General features: G+C 71.5%; 21 protein-coding genes. 7 read left to right on the top strand and 14 right to left on the bottom strand.

Annotation, left to right across the window (positions count from 1 at the left end; all coding sequences use genetic code 11):
- The first annotated feature begins 33 nt into the window (after positions 1–33).
- The 3 genes from DFR74_RS02425 to DFR74_RS02435 all read left to right on the top strand — a co-directional run bounded on the left by DFR74_RS02425 (position 34) and on the right by DFR74_RS02435 (position 2,081).
- Positions 34–621 (top strand): peroxiredoxin, encoded by a 588-nt coding sequence (locus DFR74_RS02425; protein ID WP_067504515.1) that lies wholly within the window; start codon positions 34–36, stop codon positions 619–621.
- 106 nt (positions 622–727) lie between these two features.
- Positions 728–1,267, top strand: a complete 540-nt coding sequence (locus DFR74_RS02430) for a carboxymuconolactone decarboxylase family protein (protein ID WP_067504517.1) — start codon at positions 728–730, stop codon at positions 1,265–1,267.
- Between the two features lie 139 nt (positions 1,268–1,406).
- A complete protein-coding gene (locus tag DFR74_RS02435) occupies positions 1,407–2,081 on the top strand; it encodes a PhzF family phenazine biosynthesis protein (RefSeq protein ID WP_067504619.1) in 675 nt (224 codons plus the stop codon).
- A gap of 6 nt (positions 2,082–2,087) precedes the next feature.
- Here the strand turns inward: DFR74_RS02435 and DFR74_RS02440 are convergent, their stop codons facing one another.
- Complete coding sequence (locus DFR74_RS02440; protein WP_067504520.1) at positions 2,088–2,678, bottom strand: DUF5134 domain-containing protein; 591 nt, start codon at positions 2,676–2,678, stop codon at positions 2,088–2,090.
- A 42-nt stretch (positions 2,679–2,720) separates the two neighbouring features.
- Entirely contained in the window at positions 2,721–3,782 is a 1,062-nt protein-coding gene (locus DFR74_RS02445; protein ID WP_232331654.1) for an AraC family transcriptional regulator, read from the bottom strand.
- A gap of 216 nt (positions 3,783–3,998) precedes the next feature.
- Here DFR74_RS02445 and DFR74_RS02450 point away from each other — a divergent pair, with 216 nt between their 5' ends.
- Positions 3,999–4,727: an SDR family NAD(P)-dependent oxidoreductase gene (locus DFR74_RS02450; protein WP_170160689.1), complete on the top strand. Its 729-nt coding sequence runs from the start codon at positions 3,999–4,001 to the stop codon at positions 4,725–4,727.
- Positions 4,728–4,866: 139 nt separating this feature from the next.
- Here DFR74_RS02450 and DFR74_RS02455 read toward each other — a convergent pair whose 3' ends face one another.
- Complete coding sequence (locus DFR74_RS02455; protein WP_067504529.1) at positions 4,867–6,495, bottom strand: acyl-CoA synthetase; 1,629 nt, start codon at positions 6,493–6,495, stop codon at positions 4,867–4,869.
- Between the two features lie 83 nt (positions 6,496–6,578).
- On the opposite strand from DFR74_RS02455, the gene DFR74_RS02460 reads away from it, so the two are divergent.
- Positions 6,579–7,046, top strand: coding sequence for a GNAT family N-acetyltransferase (locus DFR74_RS02460; RefSeq protein WP_067504532.1), 468 nt, complete (start codon positions 6,579–6,581; stop codon positions 7,044–7,046).
- 168 nt (positions 7,047–7,214) lie between these two features.
- Here DFR74_RS02460 and DFR74_RS02465 read toward each other — a convergent pair whose 3' ends face one another.
- The 4 genes from DFR74_RS02465 to DFR74_RS02480 form a co-directional block, all read right to left on the bottom strand.
- Positions 7,215–9,038 (bottom strand): vWA domain-containing protein, encoded by a 1,824-nt coding sequence (locus DFR74_RS02465; protein ID WP_067504535.1) that lies wholly within the window; start codon positions 9,036–9,038, stop codon positions 7,215–7,217.
- Between the two features lies 1 nt (position 9,039).
- On the bottom strand, positions 9,040–10,098 hold the full coding sequence (locus tag DFR74_RS02470; protein ID WP_067504539.1) for an AAA family ATPase: 1,059 nt from the start codon (positions 10,096–10,098) through the stop codon (positions 9,040–9,042).
- A gap of 84 nt (positions 10,099–10,182) precedes the next feature.
- Positions 10,183–11,406, bottom strand: coding sequence for an aminotransferase family protein (locus DFR74_RS02475; protein WP_067504622.1), 1,224 nt, complete (start codon positions 11,404–11,406; stop codon positions 10,183–10,185).
- 46 nt (positions 11,407–11,452) lie between these two features.
- Positions 11,453–12,088 (bottom strand): Pr6Pr family membrane protein, encoded by a 636-nt coding sequence (locus DFR74_RS02480; protein WP_067504542.1) that lies wholly within the window; start codon positions 12,086–12,088, stop codon positions 11,453–11,455.
- 139 nt (positions 12,089–12,227) lie between these two features.
- Here DFR74_RS02480 and hrpA point away from each other — a divergent pair, with 139 nt between their 5' ends.
- A complete protein-coding gene (hrpA, locus tag DFR74_RS02485) occupies positions 12,228–16,280 on the top strand; it encodes an ATP-dependent RNA helicase HrpA (RefSeq protein ID WP_067504546.1) in 4,053 nt (1,350 codons plus the stop codon).
- A 177-nt stretch (positions 16,281–16,457) separates the two neighbouring features.
- Here hrpA and nrdR read toward each other — a convergent pair whose 3' ends face one another.
- From nrdR to DFR74_RS02500, 3 genes are all read right to left on the bottom strand, one after another.
- Entirely contained in the window at positions 16,458–16,928 is a 471-nt protein-coding gene (gene nrdR / locus DFR74_RS02490; RefSeq protein ID WP_067504548.1) for a transcriptional regulator NrdR, read from the bottom strand.
- A gap of 117 nt (positions 16,929–17,045) precedes the next feature.
- Positions 17,046–18,290, bottom strand: a complete 1,245-nt coding sequence (locus DFR74_RS02495; protein WP_067504551.1) for a hypothetical protein — start codon at positions 18,288–18,290, stop codon at positions 17,046–17,048.
- A 146-nt stretch (positions 18,291–18,436) separates the two neighbouring features.
- Complete coding sequence (locus DFR74_RS02500; RefSeq protein WP_113974917.1) at positions 18,437–18,841, bottom strand: hypothetical protein; 405 nt, start codon at positions 18,839–18,841, stop codon at positions 18,437–18,439.
- A gap of 181 nt (positions 18,842–19,022) precedes the next feature.
- On the opposite strand from DFR74_RS02500, the gene lexA reads away from it, so the two are divergent.
- Positions 19,023–19,784 (top strand): transcriptional repressor LexA, encoded by a 762-nt coding sequence (lexA, locus tag DFR74_RS02505; protein ID WP_067504625.1) that lies wholly within the window; start codon positions 19,023–19,025, stop codon positions 19,782–19,784.
- 6 nt (positions 19,785–19,790) lie between these two features.
- On the opposite strand, the gene DFR74_RS02510 is transcribed toward lexA, so the two are convergent.
- The 4 genes from DFR74_RS02510 to DFR74_RS02525 form a co-directional block, all read right to left on the bottom strand.
- On the bottom strand, positions 19,791–20,756 hold the full coding sequence (locus tag DFR74_RS02510; RefSeq protein ID WP_147265724.1) for an AraC family transcriptional regulator: 966 nt from the start codon (positions 20,754–20,756) through the stop codon (positions 19,791–19,793).
- A gap of 528 nt (positions 20,757–21,284) precedes the next feature.
- Positions 21,285–21,620 (bottom strand): ferredoxin, encoded by a 336-nt coding sequence (gene fdxA, locus DFR74_RS02515; protein WP_067504628.1) that lies wholly within the window; start codon positions 21,618–21,620, stop codon positions 21,285–21,287.
- Positions 21,617–22,411 carry an ABC transporter ATP-binding protein gene (locus DFR74_RS02520; RefSeq protein WP_195125576.1) on the bottom strand — a complete coding sequence of 265 codons (795 nt, stop codon included), beginning with the start codon at positions 22,409–22,411 and terminating at the stop codon, positions 21,617–21,619. The genes fdxA and DFR74_RS02520 overlap by 4 nt, the downstream gene beginning before the upstream one ends.
- The gene (locus DFR74_RS02525) at positions 22,387–23,256 is read right to left on the bottom strand and encodes an ABC transporter permease (RefSeq protein ID WP_084537378.1); all 870 of its coding nucleotides are present in this window, start codon (positions 23,254–23,256) and stop codon (positions 22,387–22,389) included. The genes DFR74_RS02520 and DFR74_RS02525 overlap by 25 nt, the downstream gene beginning before the upstream one ends.
- Between the last annotated feature and the right edge of the window lie 30 nt (positions 23,257–23,286).

A 23,286-nucleotide genomic window follows, 5' to 3' on the forward strand; every position in this document is an offset into this window, starting at 1 on the left:
CGTCAAACCCACGAAATCACGAGGAGAGACAGCATGGCCCTGCTGACCATCGGCGACCAGTTCCCGGCATACAACCTCAAGGCCGTCATCGGCGGAGATTTGTCGAAGGTCGACGCTCAGCAGCCCGACGACTACTTCACCCAGATCACCAGCGACGACCACGCGGGCAAGTGGCGCATCGTCTTCTTCTGGCCGAAGGACTTCACCTTCGTGTGCCCCACCGAGATCGCCGCCTTCGGCAAGCTGAACGACGAGTTCGCCGACCGCGACGCGCAGGTGCTGGGCGCCTCGGTGGACAACGAGTTCGTGCACTTCCAGTGGCGGGCCCAGCACGAGGACCTCAAGACCCTCCCCTTCCCGATCCTGTCGGACCTCAAGCGTGAGCTGGCCGCCGCGACCGGTGTGCTCAACGCCGACGGCGTCGCCGACCGCGCCACCTTCATCGTCGACCCGAACAACGAGATCCAGTTCGTCTCGGTGACCGCCGGTTCGGTCGGCCGCAACGTCGACGAGGTGCTGCGCGTGCTCGACGCCCTGCAGTCCGACGAGCTGTGCGCCTGCAACTGGAAGAAGGGCGACCCGACCATCAACGCCGGCGAGCTGCTCGCCGCCAGCGTCTGAGCCGGAATCCCCGCTCCCCCTATCGAATCCGCGCCCCGCGCCATGCGGGGAGCACCTTCCCACACCGGCCCGCCGGGGCCCAGATCGACAAGAGGAACCATACGAAATGAGCATTGAGAACCTGAAGAACTCCCTCCCCGAGTACGCGAAGGACCTCAAGCTCAACCTGTCCTCCCTGGCACGCACCACCGTGCTGAACGAGCAGCAGCTGTGGGGCACCCTGCTGGCGTCGGCGGCCGCGACCCGGTCGGCGACGACGCTGCGCGAGATCGCCGAGGAGGCCGCCGACATCCTGTCGGCCGAGGCGTACAACGCCGCGCTCGGCGCCGCCTCGATCATGGGCATGAACAATGTGTTCTACCGGGGCAAGGCGTTCCTCGGCGGCCGCTACGACGACCTGCGGGCCGGTCTGCGGATGCAGATCATCGGCTCCCCCGGCGTCGACAAGGCCGATTTCGAGCTGTGGTCGTTCGCGGTCTCCTCGATCAACGGCTGCGCCCACTGCCTGGAAGCGCACGAGCACACGCTGCGCGAGGCGGGCGTGGACCGCGAGGTGATCTTCGAATCGCTGCGGGCCGCCGCCATCGTGGCCGGTGTGGGCCAGGCCGTGCAGTCCACCGAGGCGCTCGCGGGCGCCGCGGTCTGAGACGCGTTCCGCTGCGGAGGCCCCGACCCGGACAGGTCGGGGCCTCCGTCGTGTGGTGAACATTGTGTTCGCCCATGGGTTGCCAGCGGGTGCAGCCGGTAGGCTCGCGGCCATGGGCACACAGGATGAACCGGAGGCCATGAGCACACGGATCGAGGTGTTGCGCGTATTCACCGACGCGACCGGACGTCTCGGCAACCATCTGGGTATCGCCCGCGCGGACGATGTCGGCGCCGCCGACCGGCAGGCCTTGGCCGCGCGCGCCGGGTACAGCGAGACCGTGGTGGTCGAGGACCCGGTCGACGAGATCGCCCGGATACGGATCTTCACCCCGGCCGTCGAACTCCCCTTCGCCGGTCACCCCTCGGTGGGCACCGCCTGGTGGTTCGCCGAGCAGGGCACCCCGGTGCGGGTGCTGGAGATGCCGGCGGGTCCGGTGCCCGTGGAGCTGGCCGAGGGCCTGACCTGGATCAAGGCGCGGGCCGCGTGGGCGCCCGCCTTCGAACTCCACCAGCTCGCCGACGCCGAGGAACTGGCCGCGCTGCGCCCCGACGATTTTCCCGGCGGCCCGCACTACCTGTGGACCTGGACCGACGAGCATCGCGGCGCGATCCGCTCGCGCATGTTCGCGCCCACGCTGGGCATCGAGGAGGACCAGGCGACCGGCGCGGCGGCGGTGGCGCTCACCGCGCAGTTGCGGCGCAGCCTGATCATCACGCAGGGCGCGGGCTCGCAGCTGTTCACCGAATGGGATTCCGACGGCTGGGTGCGCCTGGGTGGCCGGGTGGTAGCCGACTCGGTGGTCGACATCTGAGAATCGTCAGCCGGCGACGGCGGCGATGAGCATGTAGGCGGCGCCGAGGTCCATCACCACGTGCGGGATCGACGCCACCCGGCTCCCGCCGATCGGATGCGGCAGCCGGTGCCCACCCCGGGCCAGCAGCACCGCGAGCGCGTCGGCGGCGAACAGCGCGGCCAGCGCCAGCGCGGGGAGCATCGGTGGGCCGGTGTGCCCGGACGCGCCGTGCCCGCCCATGGCGAACAGCATCGCCCCGGCCGCCACCGCGTGGTAGCCGATAGCGAACGCCCCCGCCGCGGCCTCCGGCACACCCGCGCGCCACTGCGCGAGGCGGTGCACCACGGAGGCGGCGAACACCACCGTCATGGCGACGAGCACCCCGCGCAGCGCGTGCGGCGACGCGCCGGTGGGGAACACCAGCATCGCCAGCATCACCAAGCACATCACCAGGTGCGCGGCGTCGGATTCCCGGTGCGCGACAGCGGGATCCGGGCCGCTCGCGACGGCCGGGCGGACGGTCGCGAACCGCGCCACCACGATGACCGAGGCCACCAGGAACGCCACCACCACCGTCCACCGCACCGCGGCGTATTCCTGCACGAATTCGGCCACACCCCACCACCTTTCGTCGCCGCGATCGTGGGACTGCTCAGTTCATGCTCGCACCCGGCGCTTGCGGGAGGTGGCGTTTCCGGCGCCGTGCCGCTCCAGCGCGGTGCGCGCGAAGCGGCCGGGCGAGACACCGCGCCACTGTTTGAACGCGTTCGAAAAGCTCGGCGCGCCCGCGTATCCCATGCGGTAGGCGACGTCCTCGACGGTGAGCCCGGTCGCGAGCAGCTCTTCGGCGAGCCCGCCGTAGGTCTCCACGCACAGCGTGCGGTAGGAGGTGCCCTCCTCGGCGAGCCTGCGGCGCATGGTGCGCAGGCTCATGTGCAGCGCGGCCGCCACGTCCTCCTGGGCGACGCGCCCGCCGAGCCGGTGCAGCAGCACCTCCCGCACCGCACCCGCCACGCCGGTCTCGAGCCCGCGCCGCCGCAGCAGGCGCGCGCACTGCTCCTCGTAGAACCGGGCGGTGAGCGGGCTCGCCTGCGGCAGCGGGTCTTCGAAGCCCGCGGTGTCGAACACCACCAGGTGCGGGCCGGGGCCGTCGGTGCACGGAATGCCGTAGTCGTCCAGCAGCGGTTGCAGGCGTGGGCGCAGGTCCCAGGCCACCTCGCCGCGGACCACCGGCGCGGGCTGCTGGCAGACGGCGGCCCAGTTGCGCAGCAGCACCGCCACATCGCGCTCGAGCAGGAAGCCGCGCAGCGGGGGCGCGATGTCGCGGTCGTCGGCGTAGAGCAGCAGGTGGCCGTCGCGCCGCACGTGCCAGGTGCGGGCGAACGTGGTGGTCATGCGGATGTAGCGCAGCAGCAGATCCACCGCCGAGCCCACGGTCGAACTGCTCAGCAGGGCGAGTCCGAGCGCGCCGTAACTGGTGACGTGCGTGCGCATTCCGGCCTCGATGCCCAGGCCGGGCCGGTCGCCGAAGCGGTCGACGACATTGCCGACGAGCGCCAGCTCCTGCGCGGCGGTGACCTCGCCGCCCGGCGTGCCGAGCAGCGCCGGCTCGATCCCGGTGCCGCGCAGGCACTCTCCCGGCCCGAGGCCGTACTCGCCCGCGAGCTCGACCAAGACCGCCGACAGGGTCACCGAACGCCGCCACTCCCAGGAGGACACGGTTCCATGGTGGACGCCGCTGGCCGGAATCCGCATGCGTTTGGCCGGACATCGCAAGGACAGCCGCGCGTCCCCGGCGTCCGCCCCGGAGTCGGCGAACTTCGCGCATCGCGCGCCGGGACTGGCCGATATACGAAAAGTCGTGACCCGACATCGCATGGCTCCGCCGTCAGCGCGGCCTTACCGTCGAAGGCGAACGGAGGCGAGCGAGAACATATGTCGAAGAAGACACTTGTTGGCAAACGTGTGGCGATCATCGGTGGGGCGAGCGGAATCGGCCGCGAAACCGCCTTGGCCTTCCTGGCCGCCGGGTCCTGGGTGGTGATCGGGGACCCGGATCACGGACGGGCGCGCGCCGTGGCCGATCAGTTCGGACGATTGCACGGGGGCGTGATCCACGGCCTGACGCTGGACACCGCTCGCGCGGAGGCGTTCCCCGACTTTCTCGACGCGGCCGCGCGCAAACTCGGCGGGCTCGACGCGGTGGTGAACGCCGCCGACGCGCCACCGGCCGAGGAGTTCCTGGTCGAGTCCGACGCCGATACCGACCGCCAGATCGACGTGAACCTGCGCGCGGTCATCGCCGGAACCCGCGCGGCCGCACGGGCATTCCTCGACCAGGGCAGCGGCCACATCGTCAATATCGGCTCGGCGGCAGGCGTGACGGGCGCGCTCGGCACGGCCGTCTACTGCGCCACCAAGCACGCCGTCACCGGGCTCGGCGCCGCCCTCCAGGACGGGTTGGCCGAACGCGGCGTGCTCGTCAGCACGGTGGCACCCGGCTACGCGCCGGGCCCGGAACCGGTGGCCGACGCCATCGTGGCGTGCGTCGAACAACGCCGGGGCGGCCTGGTGGACGTCGGCCAGCCCGGCTGGTTCGCGACCGCGCGCCCCGCTCCCATCCACCTGCGCCGCCGCGTGCGCCGCCTGTTCGGTGCGGCGTAAGGCGCGTATCGCCTTCCTAGCCGCGCGCAGATCGCCGTTCGGCAATGCAGACGGCACGCCGATGCCGCGGTAGCCCGCCCGACGACGCGGCTCCGAGAACAGAGGAGAAGGCGACCGCGGCCGCGAAAACGGGTCGGAGCTAGGGCTGTTCGCGCAGGACGCGGACGAGGACCTTGCCGGTCGGGTTGCGGGGCAACGCCTCGGCGAACCGCACGTCGCGGGGCACTTTGAAGCGGGCCAGGTGGCTGCGGACGTGGTCGCGCACGTCGTCGGCGGTGAGCGAGTGGCCGGGGCGGACGACCACCACGGCGCGCAGGCGCTGGCCGTGGCGCTCGTCGTCCACCCCGAACGCGCAGACCTCCTCGATCGCCGGGTGGGCGGCGAGCAGTTCCTCCACCTCGCCCGGGAAGACGTTCTCGCCACCGGAGACGATCATGTCGTCCTCGCGGCCTTCGACGAAAAGCCTGCCCGCGCTGTCGAAATGGCCGAGGTCGCCGGTGGCGATCAGACGGCCGAGGCGGGTCTTGTCGCCGCCGCCGGTGTAGCCGTCGAACCGGAAGTCGTTGCCCACGAAGATGCGTCCGGTGCGGCCACGCGGCAGCTCCCGGTCGTGGTCGTCGAAGATCTTCACGGTGGCGCTCGGCACCGGCCTGCCGACGCAGCCCGGCTCGACGGCCAGATCGGCGGGAGTGGCGATGGTCGCGTAGGCGACCTCGGTGGAGCCGTACAGATTGTGCACCACGGGCCCGAACGCCTCGGTGACCCGCACGCACAGTTCCGCGCCGAGCTGTGAACCCGCGACGACGATGATGCGCAACCGCGAGAAGTCCAGTCCCGCACGCGCTTGCGGTCCGAGGTCCACGATGCGCCGCAGCATCGCGGGCACCGCCACCAGCGCCGTCGCGCGATGGGTGTGCAGGCTCCGCAGCACCTCGGCCGGGTCGAACCGGCGTCGCACCACCAGCGTCGACCCGAAGCCCAGCGCCATGATGGCGTGCGCGAAGCCGAGCGTGTGGAACAGCGGCGCCGGGCATTCGGTGACTTCGCGGGCGCGGAACGGGATGCGGCTCAGGATCGCGCCGAGCGGGGCGAGGGAGAGCGGTTCACGCCGGGCGGCGCCCTTGGGCGTGCCGGTGGTACCGCTGGTGAGCAGCACGATCTTCGCGGTGGTGGCCGGGCGGCGCGGCGGGGTGCGCGCACCGGCCGCGATGAGGTTGTCGAGGGAGTCGACGGCGGGCGCGTCGGTCCAGGCGCGGAAGCGGCCGCGCCGGGTGCGCAGGTCGCCGAGGATGCCGGTGTACTCGTCGTCGTGGACCAGCAGGTCGGCGCCTTCGCGTTCGGCCACCTCGCGCAGTTGCGGTCCGGCGAAATCGGTGTTGAGCAGGATGACGCGCGCACCGCATTTGGCGGCGGCGAACAGGGCGTAGTGGAAGCCGCGGTGGTTGCGGGCCAGGATCGCGACGCCTTCGCCGTCGCGCAGGCCGCGCGCTCGCCAGGCATTGGCCAGGGCGCTGCTGCGCTCGTCGAGTTCGCGGAAGGTGACCGCGCCCCGCTCGTCGATCAGCGCCGCGCGGTCGCGGTAGCGCAGCGCGGCGAAAGTGACCAGTCCGCCGAGCGTGCCGAAGCGCGCCACGGCGGCGCCCATGTGCACCAACCGATCCGGCCGTTCCGGCGTGACCAGCCCGGCGCGCACCGCGAGGCTCGCGTAGTAGGTCTCGTCGGCGATCCGCCGCGCCGCGCCGGTCGCGATCGCGCTCACCCGCTTCATGTCACACCACCACCCGGAAGTCAGCTATCCCACAGTAGGTGCCGCGCCTCGCGCCGTCGAGAATCCCGGGTCAAGATTGGTTCATGTCCCAGCAGCCGCGCATCGGCGTCGACGACCTCACCGGCCCCGACATCCTCGCGTTGCTCACGGCGCACCTGGCCGAGATGCGCGCGCACTCCCCCGCCGACAGCATGCACGCGCTCGACCCCGGCGCCCTGCGCGCGCCCGGCGTCACCGTGTGGAGCATGCGCGACGCCACCGTCCTCCTCGGGTGCGGCGCGCTGAAGGAACTCGACGCCGAGCACGGAGAGATCAAATCCATGCGCACCGCACCGGGACACACCGGCCGCGGTGTGGGGGCTGCGCTGCTCGCTCACATAATCAACGTCGCACAAGACCGTGGCTATCGGCGGCTGAGCCTGGAGACCGGCGCGGCACCGTATTACGCACCCGCCCAACGCCTTTACGAGCGGCACGGATTCGTGCGCTGCCCACCGTTCGGGGAGTACATCGAGGACACGCACAGCATGTTCTTCACCCTGGCCCTGTAGGCAGCTGACCTTGCCTTTGCGCACTGGAACGCGAAACGGCCTCCGTCGCATCGGTGCACGGGCACAGTGACCATGGAGGCGCTCGGACCCGTCGCGGGTCACACTGGCGAGCGAAACCCTCTCCACCACAGCGGTTCCGGGGCCGGCCTCCGCCGCCACCGCGACCACTCACCGCATCCGGAAGACCGGACCGCGCGGCCGGAACGGCAGGGTCGCGCCCGCCGGGATGAGGAAGGCGTGTTCGCGGCGGATACGCAGGACGTCGCAGGCGCCGTCGGTGATGACCAGGATCGGGCCGTCGGGCGGGAAGTCGTCGGCGCGTTCGAGCAGGCGGATGCCCGGTTGCAGCACGGTGCCGCCGCGCCCGCGCACCCGCACGCCGCGCGCGATCTCTTCGACCGGCAGGTAGCCGGCGTCGTGGGCGGCGGCGTCGCAGTAGACGACCCGGGCGCGCGACACGTCCCGTGCCAGCGCGTAGGAAGCGATGGCGCCCAACCCTTTACCGAGCAGCTTCACATCCATCGACCCGGACGTGTCGAGGACGACGCCGAACGTGGGCATCCGCACCTGATCCTCCGGGCGCACCCAGGCCGGGCGCGGGATGTCGGGCGTGGATGCCTGGCGCCGGGAGGCGCGGGCGTAGCTGCGGCGGCGTTCGACGGCCGGGACGTACTCGTCGAACCAGCGCGCGAGTTGCGCGTCCCACGGCAGCGGCGGCTGGTCCAGCGCCCGGATCGCCTGTTCCAGCCCGGCGGGGACGTCGCCGCGCCCACTGTTGAGGTGGTAGGCCAGCCCGGTGACGAGCGCGTTGCGGTAGTACTCGTCGAGGTCCACGTAGCGTCCGGCGCTGCCGGGATGCGCCGGCGGCTCGCCGAGCACGTCGCCCAGACCGCGTCCGCGCAGGGTGCGCAGTTTGCGCTGGCGCCGCAGGTCGGTGGCGAGCCGGTCGTAGATCTCCTCGGCGGAACACCCTTTCAGCTCGGGGTCGTAGAGCAGGCCCTCGGGCATCTCCCCCACCGCCATCTCGACCAGCCAGCCGTTCACCACGTAGTCGCAGGCCACGTTGAACAGGTAGTGGTCGCGCCAGCCCGCGCGCTCGCCGTGGCGCAGCGCGGCGTGCAGCATCTCGTGCGCGAGGACGAAACGCCACTCGTCGGTCGTCAGCCCGGCCAGCGGGTTGACGTAGATCTCGGCCGCTTCGGCGTTCACGGCGGCGATCGAGATGTCCCAGCCGCGTGCGAGATCCGCGTCGGCCACCACCGTCATCCCCGCGGCCAGCGCGCCGAGCAGCGGATACGAGGACACGAACCAGCCCAGCGCCAGGTCCCACGGCTGCTTGTTCCGCAGTCCGTCGACGGTGTGCACACCACCGGCGAGGGCGAGCGCGTCGCGGGCGGCCGCGGCCAGACCGGTGGCGAACGCGCCCTGGTGGTCGGCGCGGGCCGCTGCCCCGGCGCCACTGATGAAGAAATCGGGGGTCTCCGGCCGCTCGTAGGCTGCGGGAACCGCGGTGTCGCCCCACCGCAGCGCCGTCGCGTGTTCGTCCGAGATCGGGGGCGCGGCCGGGAAGTCGAGCGGGCGGGCGCCGATCTTCATGGTGGCCAGGTACTGATCGACCACCGCGCAACAGGCGGCGCGATAGGCCGGATGTGGCTCCCACAGATCGCGCCTTCGCGCCGAGCCGTCGGGCTCGGGGCCGAGATTGCGTCGGTCGGCGATGCGCGGATCGAGGTGCCCGAACCCCGCGTGCAGCAGGCAGTGCGCGAACGCCCACGCCCATTCCGCCGCGGTGGCACGACGTTTCGGGTGGAAGCCGACGGCGCCGCCGGAGATCTGCGCCCATACCTCGCGCGGCGTGTGCTCATCGAGCGCGTAGAAGTGGCCCGCCAGGTATCCCAGCGCGCGGTGTCCGCGCGCGATCTGCCAGCCGTCCTCCACGGCCTTGCGCCACGGGTCGACGGATTCCTTGCGCTTGCGTCGCGAACCCGCCATCTCAGCGCCGCGCGGCCAGTCGGGGCAGATCGCGCGAGACCTCCACGAGGAACCACGCGGGCAGCACCGGCGCGCCGTCCTCGTCGGAGGCGATCACCAATTGCGCGCACTCGACCGAGATCTCGGCGAGCTCGACCAGCATCGCCTTGGCGCGCAACACGAATCGGCTCACCGTGGGCGAAACCTGGGCGCGCGCACCGGGCAACTCCTTGATCAGCCGGGCGCGGAAGGTCTCGGAGAGGAAGTAGAGCAGATCGCGGTCGGCGGGCTCGCGCGGCCAATCCGCCTCGCCCTTCAGCACGGCGTCGAGGTCGTAGGCGTGCCGGATGGTCTTCACGAACGCGCGGAACGCCGAGGCGTGCCCCGCGGTGAGGGTGCCCGCCGCCAGCACTTCCAGGGTTTCCGCGCCGACGTCCTCGCCGCAGGAGTGCAGGGCGTCGGAGAGCATGTGCCAGCCGCGCGGGGTGGAGAACGGCGCCTCGGTCTTCGGCGTCGGCGACCACAGGTGGTCGGGGCGCTGGGTCAGGTAGCGCACGATCCACGGGTGGATGTCGTGGTGCGCGGCCCATTTCAGCCAGTCGTCCACATCGGCGCGCAGGTGGAGGTGCACCATGCGGTTGACCAGCGCCGAGGCCATCGGGCGTGCGAGCGCGTTGTCGGTGGCGCGGTTGCCCGCGCCGATGACGACCGAGCCCGCGGGCAGTTCATAGGTGCCGATGCGACGGTCCAGGATCAGCGAGTAGAACGACTTCTGCACCTCCGGGGAGGCGGCGTTCAGCTCGTCCAGGAACAGGCAGTACGGCTCCGGGCGGGCGATGATCTCGGGCGGCGCGAACCGGCTGCGGTCGCCGACGATCTGCGGCACCCCGATCAGATCCTCGGGCGCCAGCTGGGTGCCGAGCAGCGTCACGCACTCCAGTCCGAGCGATTCGGCGAACGTGCGCACCAGCGAGCTCTTGCCGATACCCGGTGCGCCCCACAGGAATACCGGCCGGACGACGGCGACGTGCAGCAACAGCTCCGGCAGCTGATCCGGAGTGACCGTGACGGCCGCCTCCATACCTTTCCCTCCCCGCGACGACGAATGCGAACAGGAAAAGGTAGCGCCGGGCGGGCACGCCCGGCCAGTGAATTTCGGGTGCGGTCAGCCGAGCGCGCGCGTGAATGCGGCGACGAGTTCGTCCACCTGCTCGTCGGTGATCACGAACGACGGCGAGATCTGCAAGGCGCCCTGCCCGGCGGCACGGCTCGAAACCCCTTGGGCCCGCAGGTCTTTCACGAATCCGAGCGCTTCGGACGGATCGGCCAGCTGCACGGCCGCCACCGCGCCGAACCCGCTGCGCACCTCCGACACGCGCGGGTGCGCGGCCAGCGGGGCGAGCTTCTCGTGCAGCGTGCCCTCCAGCCGGGCGGAGGCGGCGAGCAGGTTCTCGCGCTCGAGGATGTCGAGGTTCGCCATGGCCGCGGCGGCGGCCGCCGCGTGCCCGCCGTAGGTGTAGCCGTGCCGCCACCACACCCCGCCGGCGAAGAACGGCTCGGCCAGGTGCGGCGCGGCGAAGACCGCGCCCATCGGCAGGTAGCCGCTGGTGAGGCCCTTCGCGGTGGTCATGATGTCGGGCTGGAGGTCGAAGCGGGAGGAGGCGAACCAGCTGCCGCCGATGCGGCCGAACCCGGTCACCACCTCGTCGACGACGAACAGGATGTCGTGCTCGCGGCACAGCTCGCGCACCTCGGCGAGATAGCCCTGCGGCGGCGGGTACACCCCGCCCGCACCGATGACCGGTTCGCAGAAGAACGCGGCGACGCGGTCGGCGCCCACCTCCTCGATCAGGCTCAGCAGGCCCTTCGGGTCGTCCCAGGCGACGGTGCGCGCATCGGGCACGAACTCGCCGTACCCCTCGCGGTTCACCGGGATACCGGCGAGCGCCGTGCCGCCGATGTGCATGCCGTGATAGGCGCGTTCGCGGCCCACCACCAGCGTCTTCTCCGGTTTGCCCCGCACGTGCCAGTAGCGGCGGGCCAGCTTGGCGGCGGTGTCGATCGCGTCCGAACCGCCCGAGGTGAACAGGATCTTGCTGCCGGGCACCGGCGCGATCGCCGCGAGCCGCTCGGCCAGCTCCCGCGTGACGGGCGCGGCGAGATCGCCGAAGTTGGAATAGTGCGCGAGCGTGCGCATCTGGGCGGCGGCCGCCTCCGCGATCTCCGCGCGACCGTGCCCCACGTTGGCGAACCACAGCCCGGCGGTGGCGTCGAGGTAGCGGGTGCCCGCCTCGTCGTAGATGTAGGCGCCCTCCCCGCGCGCCACCACGAACGCGCCGTCCCGCTCGACGGCACCCATATCGGCGAACCCATGCCACAACGCACTCATGTCCACCACCTTTACCGCACCGCGCCGCCGCCCGCCCGGCCGGGGCCTATGGGGCCGGACTCCGTTCCCGCCACCGCCGGGCGAGATTCCCCACCGCCGCCACCGCCACGGCCAGCAGCGCGAACACCCCGGTCAGTACGATCAGCCCGATGGTGAGCGACACATAACCTTGTTCGCGAGGATCGATGAACGGGTACGGGTACCAGTCCACGATCGGGCCGCGAATGAGGGTGTAGGCGCCGTAGACGACGGGATAGATCAGCCAGCCACCGATCAGTTTGCCGGTGATCGCCAGGGCGGCGGGGGCCGCGAGCCAGTCGAGCACCAGCACGATCGGGAGCACGCGGTGCAGGATGTCGTTGATCCACTTGTCGGTGAGCATCACGTCGATATCGGCCAGCAGCACCGCGTACACGACGCCGGTGATCATCAGGTAGAGCGTGGCCGCGCCGCGGATCACCTGCCAGCGTTGCGCGAGCGGATCGCGCAGGCCGCCGATCAACAGCACCACGACGCCCACGACGTTGGACTGGATGGTGAAGTAGCTGAAGTAGTTCGCCGTCGAGAAGGTCTCGACGTCCAGGTTGCGCACCGGAATCCACACCAGCGCCACGACACCGAGTACACCGAAGGCAACCCGGAGCCCCCTGATCCACCACGCCGTGCCCGAGCCCGCGTTCATGGGGCGATCCTCGCACACGCGGGGCCGATCGCCCCGCCGAATCACCGGCACCGGCACACGGGTGGCAATCTCCGCGCGGGCGGGTGTCGCCGCCGTCACGACGGGCGGTCGGGCCCGGCCCGGTAGGCTGGACGGCGCGATGACCAGGACAGCTGACACCGGAGCGCGCGAGCTCCGCACCCGCCTGGCGAATCTCTCCCTCCGCGACGAGCACCGGCTGCGCCGTCGGCTGGACCGGGCCCGCGGCGCGGAATTGGAGCAGATCGCCGCCGAGATCGACGCCGCCGAACTGCGGGTCGAAGCACGCCGCGCGGCGGTGCCGCGCATTCGCTACCCCGAGCAGCTGCCCGTCACCACGCGCCGCGCCGATATCGCGAAGGCCATCGCCGAGCACCAGGTGGTGATCGTCGCGGGCGAGACGGGGTCGGGCAAGACCACCCAGATCCCGAAGATCTGCCTGGAACTGGGCCGCGGCATCCGCGGCGCCATCGGCCACACCCAGCCGCGCAGGCTGGCTGCGCGCACGGTCGCCGAACGCATCGCCGAGGAGCTGGGCACCGAACTGGGCGACGTGGTGGGCTACACGGTGCGCTTCACCGACCACGCCTCCGAGCGCACCCTGGTCAAACTCATGACCGACGGCATCCTGCTCGCCGAGATCCAGCGCGACCGGCTGCTGCGCCGCTACGACACGATCATCATCGACGAGGCGCACGAGCGCAGCCTCAATATCGACTTCCTGCTCGGCTACCTGAAACAGCTGCTGCCGCGCAGGCCCGACCTGAAGGTGATCATCACCTCGGCGACCATCGACCCGGAGCTGTTCGCCCGGCACTTCGCCGACGAGAAGGGCACGCCCGCACCGATTGTCGAGGTCTCCGGGCGGTCCTATCCGGTCGAGATCCGGTACCGGCCGCTCTCGCTGGAGCTGCCCGCGGCCGACGAGGACGACGAGGACACCCGGGTGGTGGACCGCGACCCGACCGACGCCATCGGCGACGCGGTGCGCGAACTGTTCGCCGAGGGCGACGGCGACGTGCTGGTCTTCCTCTCGGGGGAACGCGAGATCCGCGACACCGCCGACGCCCTGCGCGATCTGAAGCTGCCGCGCACCGAGATCCTGCCGCTCTACGCCCGGCTCTCGGCGGCCGAACAGCACCGGGTGTTCGCCCCGCACACCGGCCGGCGCGTGGTGCTGGCCACCAACGTGGCCGAGACCTCACTCACCGTGCCGGGCATCCGCTATGTCGTGGATCCGGGCACCGCCCGCATCTCGCGCTATTCGATGCGCACGAAGGTGCAGCGGCTGCCGATCGAACCGGTCTCGCAGGCCTCGGCGCGGCAGCGCTCCGGCCGCTGCGGCCGCGTCGCCGACGGCATCGCGATCCGCCTCTACGCCGAGGACGATTTCGAGTCGCGGCCCGCGTTCACCGAACCGGAGATCCTGCGCACCAACCTCGCCGCCGTCATCCTCCAGATGACCGCGCTCGGGCTCGGCGATATCGAGAGCTTCCCGTTCGTGGAGGCCCCCGACGGTCGCGCCATCCGCGACGGCATCGCCCTGCTCGAGGAGCTGGGCGCGCTGGCGCGCGGCGAAGCCGAGCTCACGCTCACGCCGGTGGGCCGCGATATGGCGCAGCTGCCCGTCGATCCGCGCATGGCGCGGATGCTGGTGCAGGCGCATCGCGACGGCTGCCTGGCCGACGTGCTGGTGATCGTGGCGGCGCTGTCCATCCAGGATGTGCGCGAGCGCCCGGCCGAGCATCAGCAGGCCGCGGATGAGAAGCACGCCAGGTTCACCGTGGAGGGCTCGGACTTCCTGGCCTACCTACGGCTGTGGGACTACCTGACCGAACAGCGGAAGTCGCTGTCGTCCAATCAGTTCCGGCGCATGTGCCGCGACGAGTTCCTGCACTACCTGCGGATCAGGGAGTGGCAGGATCTGCACGGGCAGCTGCGGACCATCACCAAGGGACTGGGCTGGTCGGCCGAAAGCAGCCGGACGGCGAGGGATTCCGGTCGCCGATCGGATTCCGAAACCACCTCGGCGGCAACAGAATCTGTGCCTGCGGCGGCCGGCTCCGGCCGTGCGGCGCGAGGCGCCGGGCGCGGCAAACCCGCCGTGTCCGACGGTCTCCCCTGGGACTCGACGGCGATCCACCAATCCCTCCTGGCGGGCATGCTGTCCCATATCGGTGTGCGCGAGGCCGAATCGCGGGAGTTCCTCGGCGCGCGCAACGCCAAGTTCATGATCTTCCCCGGCTCGTCGCTGGCGAAGAAGCCGCCGCGGTGGGTGATGGCGGCGGAGTTGGTCGAGACCTCCCGGCTGTGGGGGCGGATGGCGGCCAAGGTGGAACCGGAGTGGGCCGAACGGCTCGCGGGCGATCTGGTGAAACGCACCTACTCCGAACCGCATTGGTCCAGCAAACGCGGCGCCGCCCGCGCCTACGAGCGGGTCACGCTCTACGGGGTGCCGCTGGTGACGGGGCGTCCGGTGGACTACGGGCGCATCGATCCCGAACTGTCGCGCGAACTGTTCCTGCGGCACGCGCTGGTGCAGGGCGAATGGCAGACCCGCCACGAGTTCTTCCATCGCAACCGCGCGCTGCTCGAGGACGTCGCCGATCTCGAACACCGGGCGCGCCGCCGCGACATCCTCGTCGACGACGAGGTGCTGTTCGAGTTCTACGACAAGCGCGTCCCCGCCGACGTGGTGTCGGCGCGGCATTTCGACACCTGGTGGCGCACGGCGCGACGCAAAGATCCCGCGCTGCTGGACTTCACGAAATCCACGGTGGTGAACGAGAAGGCCGCCGCGCTGGACCCGACCGCGTTCCCCGACGCCTGGCGCCAGGGCGAACTCAGCTTCCCGCTGACCTACCAGTTCGAGCCCGGTCAGGAGGACGACGGCGTCACCGTCCGCATCCCGGTGGAGCAGCTCGCGCACGTGCGGGCCGTCGGCTTCGACTGGCTGGTGCCCGGTATGCGGGAGGAGCTGGCCGCCGCGCTCATCAAGACGTTGCCGAAGACCTTGCGGCGCACCGTGGTTCCCGCGCCCGACTTCGCCGCCGCCGCGCTGGCCGCGCTCACCCCGCGCGCCGAGCCGCTGCGCACCGGGCTCGCGCGGGAACTGACACGCCTGGGGTCGGTGACCATCGCGCCGAAGGATCTGGACCCCGCGGCGCTGCCCGATCACCTGCGCATGACGTTCGCGGCCGTGGATCGCGGCGGGCGGGTGCTCGCCAAGGGCAAGGACCTGGCCGCACTGAAAACCAAGCTCGCCGAACAGGTTTCGAAGTCGGTCGCGCGGGCCGCAGCGGGTGCGGAACGCCCGGCCGCGACGGTGTGGACGTCCGAGTCGCTGGGCACGCTCGAGCCCACCGTGCGCCGGCAGGTGGCGGGGCAGACCGTGACCGGCTACCCGGCGCTGGTGCCCGAGAAGGAGGGTGTCGCGGTGCGGGTGCTCAGCTCCCCCGCCGCCCAGGCCGCCGCCATGCGCGCGGGCACCCGCGCCCTGGTGCTGGCCGCGATCCCGACCTCCACGCGCACCGTCACCTCGGGGCTGTCGGCCACGGATCGCCTTGCGCTGAGCCAGAATCCGTACGGTTCGCTGGACGCGCTGATCGAGGACTGCCGCGCCGCGGCCGCCGACGAGCTGATCGCCGCGGCGGGCGGGCCGGTGCGCGATCCGGGCGCCTTCGACGCGCTCGTCGCCGCCGTCCGGCCGAAGCTGGCGACGGAGGTGGCGCGGATCGTGCGGCGGGTGGTGCCGGTGCTCGCGGCGGCGCACGCGGTGTCCTCGGCGCTGACCGGTGTCGCCGAACGCGATATCGCCGACGACGTCCGCCACCAGCTCGCCGACCTGGTGTTCGCCGGTTTCGTCACCGAATGGGGCGGGGAGCGGCTGCGGGAACTCCCCCGCTACCTCCGGGCCGCGCTGGCGCGGCTGGAATCGCTGCCGGGTTCGGCCGTGCGCGACCGTCAGGGCATGGCCGAGATCGACCGCGTGCTCGACGCCTACGACCGCCTGGTCGCGAGCCTGCCCGAGGGGCGTAAACACGCCCCCGACGTCACCGCGATCTGGTGGATGATCGAGGAACTCCGCGTGAGCCTGTTCGCCCAGAAGCTCGGCACCCCGTACCCGGTGTCGGCCAAACGGATCGAGAAGGCGATCGCCTCGATACGCCGCTGAGGGACGACCGGGCCACGTCGCCGAAACAGCGCCCGGTCGAACCCGCGACGGCGTTGCGCCTTACTCCCCCACCTCTTCTCCGGCCCGCCCGAATGGCAGACCTCGGCCGGGGCACGTGGGACCGCCCTGGCCGACCGGTCGAAACACGCTCGGGCGGTCCGACCTCGGACCGCGCTCTCAGTCGGCGGTGACGGCCGCCGCCGCGCGGGCGGCGCGCATGTCGCGGATCTCGTGTTCGAAGTCCTCGGCGGAGGTGAAGGAACGGTAGACCGAGGCGAAGCGCAGGTAGGCGACCTCGTCCAGATCGCGCAGCGGGCCCAGGATGGCCAGGCCGACCTCGTGGCTGGGGACCTCCGGGGAACCCTTGGCGCGCACCGCGTCCTCGACCTGCTGGGCGAGCAGGTTCAGGGCGTCGTCGTCGACCTCGCGGCCCTGGCAGGCGCGCCGCACACCGCGGATCACCTTCTCGCGGCTGAACGGTTCGGTGACGCCGCTGCGCTTGACCACCGACAGGATCGCGGTCTCCACCGTGGTGAAGCGCCGCCCGCAGTTCGGGCACGAGCGGCGGCGGCGGATGGCCGCGCCCTCCTCGGCCTCGCGCGAATCGACCACCCGCGAGTCAGGGTGTCGGCAGTACGGGCAATGCATCCGAGATCCTTCGTCGATGTACCCGGCGCAGGTATACCCCTGGCGACCTCCGGTATACCTTCATAGTCCTTCGAGGATACCCGTGCCGGAACCGGGCGTTCCGGGCGGCGCTGCCGATCACCCGACCAGTTGCCAGTGCGCGGTGAGATCGGCGAGCAGATCGGGCAGCCGGGGCAGCAACCGGCCGCGCGCCAGCTTGTCGGCGAACGGCTCGCCCAGCACGGTGGCGGCGAGCGCGGCGTTCGACTCCAGATCGATGTGGCGGGGCACCAGGTCGCCGGTGATGTAGGTCCAGCGGGTGTCGCGGTCGGCCCAGTTGAAATCGGGCAGCGGCATGCGCAGCGCGAGGCTGCGGCCGCCCACTTCGGCGCGCACCGTCACGGGCGCGAACACCCCTGGCGCCCGCACGCCGGGCACAGCGGGTTTGCCCGCGACGGTGCTGACATAGGTGAGCACCCGGCCCATCACGCCGCGCCCGCCGGAGGTCTCGTCCCACTGGTCGGCGATGACGTGGTTCTGCTCGCGGTCGGTCATGCGGATCAGGGCGTCGATGTAGCCCTCGCGAGTGCCGGATTCGATCGACCGCCAGGCCGCGTGGATGTCGGCGTCGATGAGGCCGGCGGCGAGCATTTCGTCGATCCCGGCCAGGCCGCGGGCGACGTAAGCCTCGTGCATGGGGACCAGGTCGGTGAAGATGTGGCGCTGCATGATCATCAGCCGGGTCTGGTACCAGGTGATGTCGGCGACGGTGAGACGCGATCCCTCGGTGGCCAGCAGCCGGATGTCGGCGGGCACGGCGCCCGCCAATTCCGGTGGTGTGCCGCGCAACAGGTCGGCGACGGCGTTGCCGAGCTGGTGGATGCCGGGCAGGTCGAGGACGCCGCCCACGTCGCTCATGTCGAAGAAGCCGGAGGCGAACGAACCACCCGCGATGCCGGCCAGACCGGCCCACCAGAACTCGGGATGCGCGGTGGCCAAGCGCAAGTAGTTGACGTAGACCTGGTTGAACGTGGGCGCGTTGGCGGCGACGCCGCGGTTCGGGTCCCAGCCGGTCAGGTCGATGGCGGCGTTGCCGGTGGCCACCACGAGCCAATACTGGTGCAGCAGTGTGGCGTAGCGGCGCGGGGCGATCCCGTCGGCACGTGCCCGATCCAGCGCGGCGCGCAGGGTGGGTTCGTCCAGCGGGAGATCCGGATGCAAGCCGCCGCCGCGCTCGCCCTCGCCGTTGAGGGAGGGCAGGTCGAGATATCCGTGGTAGGCGGGCGTCGCGTGCGCGGCGGGTAGGGCGGCGACTCCGAGCAGGAGGCAGAAGAGCAGGGCGGTGAGTGCGCGCGACGCGCGACGCGCGGGGTGCTGCGACATGGCTGGGGATCCCGACTCGATCGAGGCAAAGATGTTGCCTGGGTCACGTTTTCAGCACAGTAGCAACGTGTTCCAGTTCTCGATCGATATTTTCGGCCGCCGAATCGGCCGGATCGGCCACGGCCCGGCGGGACCCCGTCGCGGCGTCAGCGCGCGGGGACGGCGCCACCCCACGTGGGCTGTTCGACCTGAACAGGCGCGGGGGCGGGCGCGGTGCCCTCGATCGAGCCCGCGCGCCAGTGGGCCAGGCCGATGAGGGCGATGACGAACATCGCGGTGATCAGGGCGGCGAGAGCGAGGGTGGCGAAGCCGACCTGCGCCTCCTCGGCGCTGCGCACCGGGTGCGCGCCGCGGGTGTACCGCAGGGCGGGGGTGCGCACCGGCCCGCGCCGGTAGACACGCGCGTCGACGCCGGGGCCACCCGCGCGGGGGCCGCGCTCGGCGACCTCCCGCCGCACGACGCCGCGCTGGGCGGTGCGCCGGGCGCGGAGCTGGTCGAGCGGCGCGGGCGCATCGGCGGCGGTGCGGGTTTCGCGGATCGCTGTGTTCATCGGACAAACCTCCGTATGGATGCTGTGGGGATGGCTCGAAGGAGTCGCGTTCGATCACTTGTTCGAAGAACTGATGTTCGAATTTCTACCACGAGCCACCGACAATGTCAGCGGGAAACGCCCGACATGCGTCGAACAGATGTTTGATCCGGGGCCGGGACCGGACTAGATTCGAAGGGCGATGACTACCACAGGAAGGGCGGACCCGGTGAGCCATACAGACGACGCGGACGACGAGGGCGGCACCGGCGCGGACCCCGCTCTCAACGGCACCGATCTCACCGCGCGTCAGCGCAAGGTCCTCGAGGTCATCCGCACCTCGGTGAGCGAGCGCGGCTACCCCCCGAGCATCCGGGAGATCGGCGACGCGGTCGGCCTCACCTCCACCTCCTCGGTGGCCCACCAGCTGCGCGCGCTCGAGCGCAAGGGCTACCTGCGGCGCGACCCGAATCGTCCGCGCGCCGTGGACGTGCGCGGCCTCGACGAGGCCGTGCGCGCGGTGACCAGCCTGCCGGGCGCCGCCGCCCTGGACGACGCCGACGCGGCGGTGGCCGATTCCGGCCGTCCGGAGCCGACGTTCGTCCCGGTGCTCGGCCGGATCGCTGCCGGTGGGCCGATTCTCGCCGAACAGGCCGTGGAGGACGTGTTCCCGCTGCCGCGCGAGCTGGTCGGCGAGGGCTCGCTGTTCCTGCTGAAGGTGGTCGGTCAGTCGATGGTCGACGCGGCCATCTGCGACGGCGACTGGGTGGTGGTGCGCCAGCAGAACGTCGCCGACAACGGCGATATCGTCGCGGCGATGATCGACGGCGAGGCCACCGTCAAGACCTTCAAGCGCACCGGCAAGGACGTCTGGCTGATGCCGCACAACCCGCTGTTCGAGCCGATCCCCGGCAACGACGCCCGCGTGCTGGGCAAGGTCGTCACCGTCATCCGCAAGATCTAGCGCGGCTCAGGCACGGACGCCCGCCCGGGAGCGGAAATCCCTGGGCGGGCACCCGTTCCAGCGCCGGAAGGCGCGGATGAACGACGCGGATTCCGCGTAGCCGAGCCTGCTGGCGACCTGCTCGGTGGTCATCCGGGTGTGCCCGAGCAGCTGTTCGGACAGCGCCTGGCGCACCTCGTCCACCAGCACCCGGAACGTGGTGCCCTCCATGCTGAGCTTGCGCGAGAGGGTGCGCGGACTCATGTACAGCGCGGCGGCCACCTCGGTGAGATCGGGGATCACGCCGGGATCGCGGATCAGCACCTCGCGCACCTCGGCGGCCACGCCGGTCAGAATGCTGCGGTCGTCCAACAGATCCCGGCACAGGCGCGCCGCGGAGTCGCGCGCGCCCTTGGTGGGGCGGGGCAACCGCCGGTCCAGCGACGCGGCGGCGAACACCAGCGCGTCCTCGGCCGCGCGGAAGTGCGGCTCCACCCCGAACACGGCGCGATGACGCCGGGTGTGCGCGGGCATGCCGTGCCGGAACGTCACCCGCCGCACCGGCAACCCCGCGGCGAACAATCGCGCACCGATCCCCTGGATCTCCGCGAAGGCGCGCTCGGCGAGAAACGGGCGCAGATCGCCGGGCACCGACAGGTCGTCGAACACCAGCGCCGCCTCCCGCTCGTCCTCCCGGAAGGTCAAGCGCCCCAGACCGGAGCCAGGGTCGGCATAGCGCACCGCGAGGTCGATCACCTGCCGCAGCGTGCTGCTGGACAGCGCGGCCAGCCCCCACGGCCCGCCGACCCGCACCGCGCACCGGCGGCCCGCTTCCAGCCCGAGGCCGGGTTCGCCGCCGAAACGCCGCACCAGCACGCGCACCGCGCCCAGCTCCCAGTCCGCGCTCGGCGGCCCCGGCGCCGCCGCCACGCCACGCTCCCGCGCCAACATCAGCACACCCGACCCGCTGCCGGGTAGATCCCACTCGAACACGCGCCCGCGGTCCCCCGTCGACTCGTACCACACCCGCCGTACGGCGGGTTTCCGGGAAAATACCAACTCCGAGCCGATCCGGTGTCCAGTTCGCGCGGTACTGTTCAGTACTCACAACGGGCGTAGGTTACTCGACGGTAACTGGAAGTGGTGCGACATCGCGGACGACGACGTTGTCACCGAAACACACAGCGCTACAACAGATATCGCGCGTCACGCCGGTGACCGCCGGTGACGCCGGATCATGGGCGGCCCGAGCGAGGCTGTGCCATTCCACTGAGGCGGTGTCGCCGGCGCTTGCCTGCCTCCCACGGTCGACCTACGGACGAGACCGTGGCGGGCGCGCCGCAATACGCGCTGTATCGCGACCGCGGGTTCTCCCCGTACCCCACGCGGACGCGAGGGATGCTGCGCCGCTGGACCGGAGCGGGCTCGGGGGACGCTCCGCCACCGGACCGGGCGGGCTCGGAGCACGCTCCGCCACCGGACCAGGGCGCGCACGGGGGGACGCTCCGCCACCGGATCGGGTCAGACCCCGTACTCCGTGACGAACGGCGTATCGACCCCGATCTCACCGGCTTTCGCCGCGCTGCCCGGCGATCCGAGCGGCGCCTCGCGCCCCGGCAGCGGTTCGGCGAAGAACCGCGCGTTCTCGTCGACGAACTCGCGCTGGTCGGCCGGGATGTCGGCGTCGAGGTAGATCGCCTCCACCGGGCACACCGGTTCGCAGGCGCCGCAGTCCACGCATTCGGCGGGGTGGATGTAGGCCATCCGCCCGCCGGTGTAGATGCAGTCCACCGGGCATTCCTCCACGCACGCGCGGTCCATCACGTCCACGCACGCGGCGCCGATGACGAAGGTCATGACGCGCTCCTCTCCGTCGAGCCGGCGGCGGTCTCGCCGAGCGCGGCCAGGATTTCGTATCGCCTGCGGGCGAATTCGGGTTCGAACCGCGCGCCGGGCGCCCGGGGACTGTCGATCGCGACGATGCGCCGTATCCGCGCCGGGCGCGGCGAGAGCAGCACGATCCGGTCGGCGAGCAGCAGCGCCTCGTCCACGTCGTGGGTGACGAACAGGACGGTGGTGCGGTGGTGCTGCCACACCGAGATCAGCAGCCGTTGCATCTCGGCCCTGGTCTGGGCGTCCAGCGCGCCGAACGGCTCGTCCATGAGCAGCACCCGCGGCCGCGCGGCCAGGGTGCGGGCCAGCTGCACCCGCTGGCGCATCCCGCCCGAGAGCGCGCCGGGCAGGTGGTCCCCGTAGCCGGCCAGGCCCACCTGGTCGAGCAGGTCCAGCGCCTCCGCGCGCCGCCGGCCGCGCGGCACGCCGCGCAACTTCAGCGCGAACTCCACGTTGCGGCGGGCGGTGCGCCACGGCAGCAGCGCGTCCTCCTGGAACACCATGGCGCAGCCGCCGGCGTCCGCCCCGACGGTCGCGCCGTCGACGGAGACCGTGCCGCCGACCGGCGGCAGCAGCCCGGCCATCGCGCGCAGGACCGTGGACTTGCCGCAGCCCGACGGCCCGAGCAGCACCACGATCTCCCCCGGCGCCACCGTCAGGTCCACTTCGGCGGCGAGGCTGTCCCCGTAGGCGATGCGCAGCCCCGCCAACCGCACCGACGCCCCCGCGCTCACCGGACGGCCCTCGGCAGCCATCGGTTCACCCGGCGGCCGAGCAGTTCCACCCCGAACGCGGTGGCCCAGCCGAGCAGGCCGATGGTCAGCATGCCGACCACCACACTCGCGTAGTCGAGCAGACCGTAGGACTGCCAGGTGAAGTAGCCGATGCCGAACTGCCCGGAGATCATCTCCGCGCTGATCACGCAGATCCACGCGACACCCATCGCCACCGACAGTCCGGAGAAGATGCCGGGCAGCGCGCCGGGCAGCGCGATCCGGAACAGGATCTCGTGCCGTCGCGCGCCCAGCGTGCGGGCCGCCTCCTCCCACACCTTCGGCAGCGCGTGCATGGCGTGGATGGTGCTGACGGTCACCGGGAAGAACGCGGCGAAGAACGTGATGAACACGATGCCCTGCTCCCCGGTCGGGAACAGCAGGATGGCCAGCGGCACCAGGGCGATCGCGGGGATCGGCCGGAAGACCTCGACCACCGGCCGCACCAGCGCGCTGACCGTGCGCGAGCGCCCGATCGCCATGCCGATCAGCACACCGGTCACGGTGGCCAGGCCGAATCCGATCAGGATACGGCGGGTGCTGGCGAGGATGTCGCCGTAGTAGGAGGCGGTGCCGAGTTGGGTACGGAAGGACTCGAACACCGCACCGGGCGTGGGGATCTTGTCGAAGCGCAGCCACAGCACCACCTGGTTGGTGGTGAGCAGGTACCACAGCAGCACCAGGCCCGCCAATGGAACGGCGGTCAGCAGCGCCGACCGAGCACGACGCGTGATCGCCTTGCCCGGCAATGGAATACGGAGTGGTTTGCCACCGGCGACTCCGGCGTCGGGTGGTGCGGTGGTGAGGGGTTCCGCGGAGAGGGTCATGTGAACTCCTGTCGGGTGAAAGTCGGTGCG

The sequence above is a fragment of the Nocardia puris genome, from assembly GCF_003315035.1.
Taxonomy (GTDB): domain Bacteria; phylum Actinomycetota; class Actinomycetes; order Mycobacteriales; family Mycobacteriaceae; genus Nocardia; species Nocardia puris.